Origin of the sequence: Streptomyces sp. NPDC059900 (assembly GCF_050270335.1) — a bacterium.
Lineage (GTDB): Bacteria > Actinomycetota > Actinomycetes > Streptomycetales > Streptomycetaceae > Streptomyces.
Map to the genome: position 1 here is coordinate 1 of NZ_JBNNJZ010000423.1, position 7103 is coordinate 7103.

Annotated in this window: 7 protein-coding genes; all 7 read right to left on the minus strand. The window is 72.5% G+C overall.

Going from position 1 to position 7103, the window contains the following annotated elements:
* Positions 1–1265: alpha/beta fold hydrolase (locus tag ACQKIP_RS34795; protein WP_427745055.1), on the minus strand; the 1265-nt coding region annotated here is incomplete at its 3' end.
* A 97-nt stretch (positions 1266–1362) separates the two neighbouring features.
* Positions 1363–2124 (minus strand): TIGR04222 domain-containing membrane protein, encoded by a 762-nt coding sequence (locus ACQKIP_RS34800; RefSeq protein ID WP_365858516.1) that lies wholly within the window; start codon positions 2122–2124, stop codon positions 1363–1365.
* A gap of 96 nt (positions 2125–2220) precedes the next feature.
* Positions 2221–3036, minus strand: a complete 816-nt coding sequence (locus tag ACQKIP_RS34805; protein WP_365858519.1) for a DUF4142 domain-containing protein — start codon at positions 3034–3036, stop codon at positions 2221–2223.
* Between the two features lie 144 nt (positions 3037–3180).
* Positions 3181–4146 (minus strand): TIGR04222 domain-containing membrane protein, encoded by a 966-nt coding sequence (locus ACQKIP_RS34810; protein ID WP_365858521.1) that lies wholly within the window; start codon positions 4144–4146, stop codon positions 3181–3183.
* A 9-nt stretch (positions 4147–4155) separates the two neighbouring features.
* The gene (locus ACQKIP_RS34815; RefSeq protein WP_365858523.1) at positions 4156–5472 is read right to left on the minus strand and encodes a DUF692 domain-containing protein; all 1317 of its coding nucleotides are present in this window, start codon (positions 5470–5472) and stop codon (positions 4156–4158) included.
* A 133-nt stretch (positions 5473–5605) separates the two neighbouring features.
* A complete protein-coding gene (locus ACQKIP_RS34820) occupies positions 5606–6373 on the minus strand; it encodes a DUF4142 domain-containing protein (protein WP_365858525.1) in 768 nt (255 codons plus the stop codon).
* 100 nt (positions 6374–6473) lie between these two features.
* Positions 6474–7064 (minus strand): TIGR03086 family metal-binding protein, encoded by a 591-nt coding sequence (locus tag ACQKIP_RS34825; protein ID WP_365858527.1) that lies wholly within the window; start codon positions 7062–7064, stop codon positions 6474–6476.
* Positions 7065–7103: the final 39 nt, after the last annotated feature.

Here is a 7103-nt window from a genome sequence, read left to right on the forward strand (position 1 = left end):
GCGTTGTCCCAGGTCTCGAAGGGAGCGGTGCGCGCGAGCTTCGAGTTGTCCCGGTCCCAGGTAGCGAAGTCGGTCGGCCAGGCCGCGTCGTTGCACTCGACCGCGGTGTAGACCGCGTTGCCGTTCTCCGACTCCTTGGCCGCCTTCGGCTCCGGCCCCGCCTGCTCGATGAGCGGCTTCGGGTTGCCCTTCAGATACGCCGAGAGCGCCGAGGCACGCGTCGGCCAGTAGTCGTCGTAGTACCCGGCCTGGAGGTACGCCGACTGGAGCTGGCCGGGCCCGACCTTGCCGCCCGCGGGCTTCTTCGCGACCGCGTCGCGCACCTTCTCGTAGCTCCGCGAGACGGCCTCGGGCGTCTTGCCCAGGTGGTACGTCTTGTCGTGCTTGGCCACCCAGGTGCGGAAGTCGCCCCAGCGCTGTTCGAAGGCGGCGGACTGGTCGAGGTTGTTGCGGTACCAGATCTGCCCGGGGTCCGGGTTGACCGCCGAGTCGAACACCATGCGGCGCACGTGCGTGGGGAAGAGCGAGGCGTACACGGCGCCGAAGTAGGTCCCGTACGAAGCGCCCATGAAGGTCAGCTTCTTCTCGCCGAGCGCCGCCCGCAGGACGTCCAGGTCACGGGCGTTGTTCAGGCTCGTGTAGTGCCGCACGTCCTGCCCGGAGCGCTTGACGCAGCCCTCCGCGTACGCCTTCGCCTGCTTGATGCGCTCCTGCTTGTACGCGGCGGTCGGGTGCGTCGGCGCCTGGGTCGGCGCCTTGGCGAACCGCTTGGGGTCCTGACAGGAGATCGGAGCCGAGCGGCCCACCCCGCGCGGGGCGTAGCCCACCAGGTCGTACGCCGCCGCGATGCGCTTCCACTCGGGGAGCATGCCGGCCATCGGGAAGTACATGCCGGACCCGCCGGGCCCGCCGGGGTTGAAGATGAGGGCGCCCTGCCGCTTGACGGCCTTGCCGCGCCGCGGTTCGGCCTTCTTCGTGGCCTTGACGTGGCTGACGGTCAGCTTGATCTGCTTGCCGTACGGGCGCGCGTAGTCGAGGGGCACCGAGACGGTGCCGCACTTGACCGAGGGCGGCAGGCCCTCCGACGCCGGACAGTCGCCGAAGCGGATGCCCGCCGCCTCGGCGCGCTGGGCCGCGAGGAGGCTGCCGTGTGCCTCCAGATAGGGGGCGGGGTCGGCCGCGGACGCGCTTCCCGCGGGGGCGGCGACGAGGGCGGTCAGGACCAGGGATCCGGCGGTTCCGTAGAGGGCGGCTGCTGCTCTCATCGCTCTTCATTCCTTCATTCGGCCGTGCGTTGCTCGAATAAAAGGGATGATTCGTTCGGTAAATGGCGAAGTAAAGCACCGCCTCACCTGTTTCGGCTCAATGACTCCGATGCGCCGCATACCGGTGTGCGAAAGCCGCACGCAGTTGCGGATCGGCCAGGACGCGGGTGCCGCGTACGGCGACCGCGGTGAGATCCGAGCCGCCGCGCGAAGGCAGCGTGCTCAGCAGGAGCTGGCCCGCGGGCGAGGCCCAGCGGGGGTAGGGGTGGATCTCGAAGCGGGCGACGGCCAGGCAGCTCGCGTTCAGGACCAGCGGCAGCGCGAACCAGAGCGCCACGGACACCTGCCCCGGCGGCTCCTGCGCGGGCATGAGCAGCGCCACGACTCCCAGCGCGACCACCGCCGCCGTGGCGGCCCGCACCTGCCGGACCGCGCCGGCCACCCCGGACCAGGTGCCGTCGGGCAGGGCGAGACCTGCCGCGACGAGGCGGTCCGCGAGGGCGCGCATGGCGTCGGTGCCCGCCGCCGCGCGGCGCACCGGCGCTATCGGCGCCTGCCCGTCGGGCCCTATGGCGCCGAGCACCGAACGCTCCATGTCGTCGCCGCCCACCGGGTCGACGACCGTCGCCCAGCCGGTGTGCGCGAGCAGCAGGCGCCGGGTGCGGGCCATCGACACGAGGGTGAGGTCGGCGACGCGCGCGGGGCCGCCGGAGAGGAAGGCGGCTTCGTACAGCGTCAGTTCATGACGGTGCTCCGGGGCCGCGCCGTGCCGGGCGGCGCGGTACGCGGTGAGGCAGAGCCGGGCGCAGGACAGGCCCGTCACGACCCAGGCCACGAGAAGGAGGGGAAGCCAGAACATGCCGGTGTTTTATGCGAGAAAGCGGGGCCGCGCCACGGGTTATTCAGCATGCGGACGCGGGATAGCGGGTACGTAACGTTCCGCTTGGCCGCGGGTTCAATTCTTGCCCTTTTCTTTGTCCTTGTCCCCGGCTGTCTTCTCCTTCTCCTTCCCCTTCTCCTTTTTCTCGGGATTCGCCGGCTTGGGGCGGGATGCCGGCGGGGGCAGCGAGAACGTGGGGGAGGGGGAGACCGGCGTCGCCGGAGCCGGTGTTCCGGCCGGACCGGGCGGGGCCGGGGAGCGGGTCACCGGAGCGGGAGCCGCCGATGCCGCGTCACGGGCCAGATCGTCGAAGTCGACCAGGCCCGTGCCCTCCAGGACGGTGATGTGGTCGAGGACCGTCGTGTTCGCGTCGTCGGCGAGCGCGCGCACCAGCGAATTGCGGGTGGTCGCGCGGACCTCGGCGACCACCGAGAAGACCTTGCCGTGGGCGGCGCGCAGGATGTTGGCGAACATCGCGTCGTACGCCTCGCCGTGCGTGTCGCTCAGCTCGTCGAGCCACTCCCGCTGCTGGGCGTTGGGCTGGTTGGGCAGTTCGAGGCTGAGCTGCGTCGCCACCTCGCGTACCCGCGCGTCCAGGAACGTGTGGCCCTCGACGAGATGCTCGCCCGCGGTCTGCACGGCCTTGGTGGTGCCGCGCGCCTCGGCCTGCTGACCGGCGGGGAGCTCCCAGAGGCCCGCGAGGCGCACCTTGCTGATGAAGTCGCGGTCGAGCGCGGAGAGCGGGCCGAACTGCGTCGACACGGTCTCCGCGTTGAGTCTGTCCAGGCTGGTGCCCGACCTGTCCTCGTATGACCAGACGGGGAAGAGCAGCGCGGCCAGGGTCGCGACGAGTCCCGCGACGATGAGGCCGGTGCCGTTGATGGATCGCATGACGCCTCCTGTTGCGCGCCGCACGTTAGTGCGCCGCGCGGAGGTCCCTGCGGGATACCGCCCGGAGTACGTCAACTGCCGTACCGGTAAGGGGCACGGGAGGCGGGCGGACACTCTTCCCCGGACCGAAGTGGAAGCCGAAGCCTAGGAGCCGCCTCCTCCGCCGCCCCCGCAGCCGCCTCCGCCCCCGCCGCCCCCGCAGGACGAGGAGCCGCCGCCGCAGCCGCCGGAGCCCCCGCAGCCGGAGCCGCCGCACGCCGAACCCCCGTCGCCGCCACCGCCCCCGCACCACGCGATGGTGCTCCCGGAGCTCGTGTACGCCGAGGACGTCCCCGGCGTCCGCCCCGGCCTGACGCGGTGCGCGGCCTCCAGCTGTGCGCGCAGCCCGGGGTCGAGCACCCCGACCAGGCCGTCCACCGCCACGCGGTGCGCCGCGCCGTGGACGTTCTCGCCCGCCGCGCGGTACTCCGCGAGCGCGGTCCGGCCCGTGGCGGTCACCCGGGTGCGGGCGGCGCGCCCGGAGAGCAGGCTGACCAGAGCGCCGGTCACCCACACCGCGATCAGGATGATGGTGGACGCGCTCACGGGGTCCCATGAGGGGCCGTCGTCGTCCTCGACGGCGATGACGGCGATGACGAGGAAGAAGCCGATGCCGCTCAGGATGTTGTGCCGCAGCCTTCGGCGCCGCAGGCTGCTCAGGGCCTCGGGCCGCACCATCATGCCGCGCAGCGCCAGGGCGTCGCCGATCGCCTGCACGGCCGGGCTGCGCATCACGCCGATGCGCAGCCAGTGCAGGGCGCTGCTCGGCGCCGATGCCCTGGCCTCGATCGCCGCGGCCTCCACCGGATTGCGGGCCTCGGCCGATCGGATCTCGACGATGCCGGGAAACGCGACGACCAGGCGTCCGTCCTCGTGCAGCGCCGCTATGGCGGCGTCGGCAACGCGGCCGGGGCCGCCCGCGAGGAAGGCCGCCTCAAAGGGGTCGAACACGGCTCCGTGCCGCGCGTCGGGATGCGCGGGCGGGGCCTGCCGTACACGGGAGGCACCGACGAGGAGCGCGGCCGACGAGGCCGCGACCAGCAGGGCGAAGCAGACGGACAGGATCTGCACGGCCGCCTCCTATCCCCGCCGCAGGGCGAGGCGAGCCGCCCGCAGCCACCGCGTGACCGGCTTGCCGTCCAGCGGCGCGGGCCCGGACCGCTCCAGCCACCACCGGGTGAGGCGACCGCGTGCCTCGGAGTCCTCGGGCTGCCCGGCGAGCAGCAGCCGCTCGGCGAAGTCCAGCGCGTCACGCCGGTATCCGCCGGACATCGGCCGTGCCTGGGCGTAGGCGAGGAACTCCGTGCGATAGGCCTTGCCGAGGATCTCCGGCAGCTCGGGCGCCACCTTCGCCACGACGTCCGCCCGCTTCCCGGCCAGCGCCCGGCTCTGCACGGCGAGCCGGGCCCGGTCGAACCCCTCGGGCGCGGGCGTCCCCGCGACGAGCGCGGACAGGAGCGAGGTCTGCGCGAGGGCGAGACGCTGCCGGGTGGGGTCGGGTACGGGGACGGGGCGCGCGGCAGGCGCGGCGGCGGCCGGTGCCGCGCCGGCGGCACTCTCGCCGGAGGCCGGCGCTCCCGCCCGTACGGTCTCCCGGATCGCGTCCAGCTCCCGCTCCAGCTCCTGCGGCGCAGGGAAGTTCTCGTCCCGCTCCAGGAGGACACCCGGCGGGGTCACCCGGGACGCCAGGTCCGCGAGGATCGCGAGGACCGGCTCGGGGACGGGGTGGGCGTGGCTGTCGTGCCAGACGCCGTCCCGCTCGAAGCCGCCCGCGACATGGACGTACGCGATGGCCTCGACCGGCAGCTCGTCCAGGGCCTTCGCCGGGTCCTCGCCGCGGTTGACGTGGTTCGTGTGGAGGTTGGCGACGTCGATGAGGAGGCGGACGCCCGTGCGCTCGACGAGCTCGTACAGGAACTGTCCCTCCGTCATCTCCTCGCCGGGCCAGGAGATCAGCGCCGCGATGTTCTCCACAGCGAGCGGCACCGGCAGCGCGTCCTGCGCGATGCGGACGTTCTCGCACAGCACGTCGAGGGCGTCGCGGGTGCGCGGCACCGGAAGCAGATGGCCCGCCTCAAGGGGCTGCGAAGCCGTCAGCGGCCCTCCGGCGCGTACGAAGGCGATGTGCTCGGTGACCAGCGGCGAGCCGAGGGCCTGCGCGCGCTCGGCGAGCGCGGCGAGGCGGGTCTCGTCGGGCCGGGCGGCGTCGCCGAGGCCGAGCGAGACGCCGTGCGGCACCACGGTGACGCCGCGTTCGCGCAGCCGCAGCAGGGAGTCGGGGAGGTGCCCGGGGCACAGGTTCTCCGCGACTGCCTCGACCCAGTCGATGCCGGGCATCCGTTCCACGGCGTCCGCGATCTCCGGACGCCACCCGATTCCGGTCCCCAGGTGCTTCATGTTCCCCCTCCTCCGCCAAGACCCCGCGTGGTGCTCGTCCACGTACTCGTGCTCGCGCGCGGGTCTGGTGAACGTGTGCAGTGGTCATGGCCCCGGCCGGTGCGGCCGAACCCCTGAGGGGGGACGTTCAGAGCTACATTTGAGGTTCCGGCCTGTCCGTGTTGACCTCGCCCGGCGGCGCGGGCGAGGGCCGCGAGGTGGTGGACACATCGCCAGTCGGGCCGGCCGGCGGGGGCTCCGGGGGAGTGACGCCGGAGGGCGGGGGAGGACCGGTGGGGCTGGCCGTTGCGGTGGCGGCGCCGCCGTTGGCGATGTCGTCGAAGTCGACCAGACCCGTGGCCTCCAGCATCGTGATGTGGTCGAGGACCGTCTGGTTGGAGTCGCTGGCCAGCTGGCGTATCAGCGTGTTGCGGGTGCTGTCGCGGATCTGCGCGATCACCGCGAACACCTTGCCGTGCGCGGCCCGCAGCAGATTCGCGAACTTCCGCTGGTACTCCATGCCGTCGGCCTCGGTCAGCTCCTGGAGCCAGCCCTGCTGCTGGGCGGTGGGCTGGTTCGGCAGCTCCACGCCGAGCTGCGCCGCGACCGAGCGGGCCCGCTTGTCGAGGTCCGTGTGGCCGACGATCAGATGGTCACCGGCCTCCTTGATCGCCTCGGTCGGCGCCCGCTCGACGGCCTGCTGGCCCGCGGGCAGCTCCCACAGTCCCGCGAGCCGCACCTTCACGAGGAGATCGCGGTCGGCCGCCGACAGCGGACCCCACTGTGTCGCCACGGACCCTGCGGCCAGATTGGCGGGCCCCGTGCCCGAACGGTCGGCGTAGGACCACATGGGGAACGCGAGCGCCCCCAGCGTGACCACGAGTGCCGCGATGATCAGAGCCGTGCCGTTGATGCGCCGCAATGTGCCGTGCCTCCCTGCCCGGTCAACCTGCCGTGGAGGCAAGCTACTTCCTGGTACCGGGAGATACGGAAGAGGTGTGCGTGATGTTCAACGCTTCGCCCTACGAATGTGCCGCTCCGGTCCGGCGTCCCAGGAGCGCCAGCATCTCCTCCAGCGGGGAAGCGTTCTCCGCAGTGGGCAGGGCAGGCGCGAACGCGGCTCCCGGGCCCCGGTGTCCGGGGTCCTTCGGCACCCTGCGGGCGACTTCGAGAGCGGCCTCGACGACCGGCCGCGGGAGGTCGGCTTCGACGCCGATGGTCGTCGCCACGTCCCATGCGTGCACCACGTAGTCCAGGAGGTGGAAGCCGACGGCGATCCGCCCCGTGAACGTCCCGCCGACCGCGGGCAGGGTGAACCCCCGCTCCAGGACGCCCTCTTCGGCGAACGCGGCCAGGACGTGACGTACCGACTCGTCGTACCGCTCGAAGGGGTCGGCGCCGAGATCGAACTCGATCCAGTACGTACGGTCGGCTCCCGATCCCCGCGCCGCAGCCGCGAACCCGTGGTGCTGCGCGGTCATGTGCGCCACCAGGTCGCGCAGCGTCCAGCCCGCGCAGGGGGAGGGGCGATCCCAGTCGGTGTCGCGCGCGGCGCGCAGGACGCGCAGTGATTCTTCGACGGCGGTGCGGTCCAGTGCGATGAGGTCGGTCATGTGCTTTGCGGTCCTTCCTGGTTGTGAACGGACGCGATC

What these genes read in the sequence shown, in the direction of transcription:
- ACQKIP_RS34815 (WP_365858523.1), bottom strand. Translation starts at nt 5,472, where the DNA reads ATGAAGCACCTGGGGACCGGAATCGGGTGGCGTCCGGAGATCGCGGAC.
- ACQKIP_RS34800 (WP_365858516.1), bottom strand. Translation starts at nt 2,124, where the DNA reads ATGTTCTGGCTTCCCCTCCTTCTCGTGGCCTGGGTCGTGACGGGCCTG.
- ACQKIP_RS34805 (WP_365858519.1), bottom strand. Translation starts at nt 3,036, where the DNA reads ATGCGATCCATCAACGGCACCGGCCTCATCGTCGCGGGACTCGTCGCG.
- ACQKIP_RS34825 (WP_365858527.1), bottom strand. Translation starts at nt 7,064, where the DNA reads ATGACCGACCTCATCGCACTGGACCGCACCGCCGTCGAAGAATCACTG.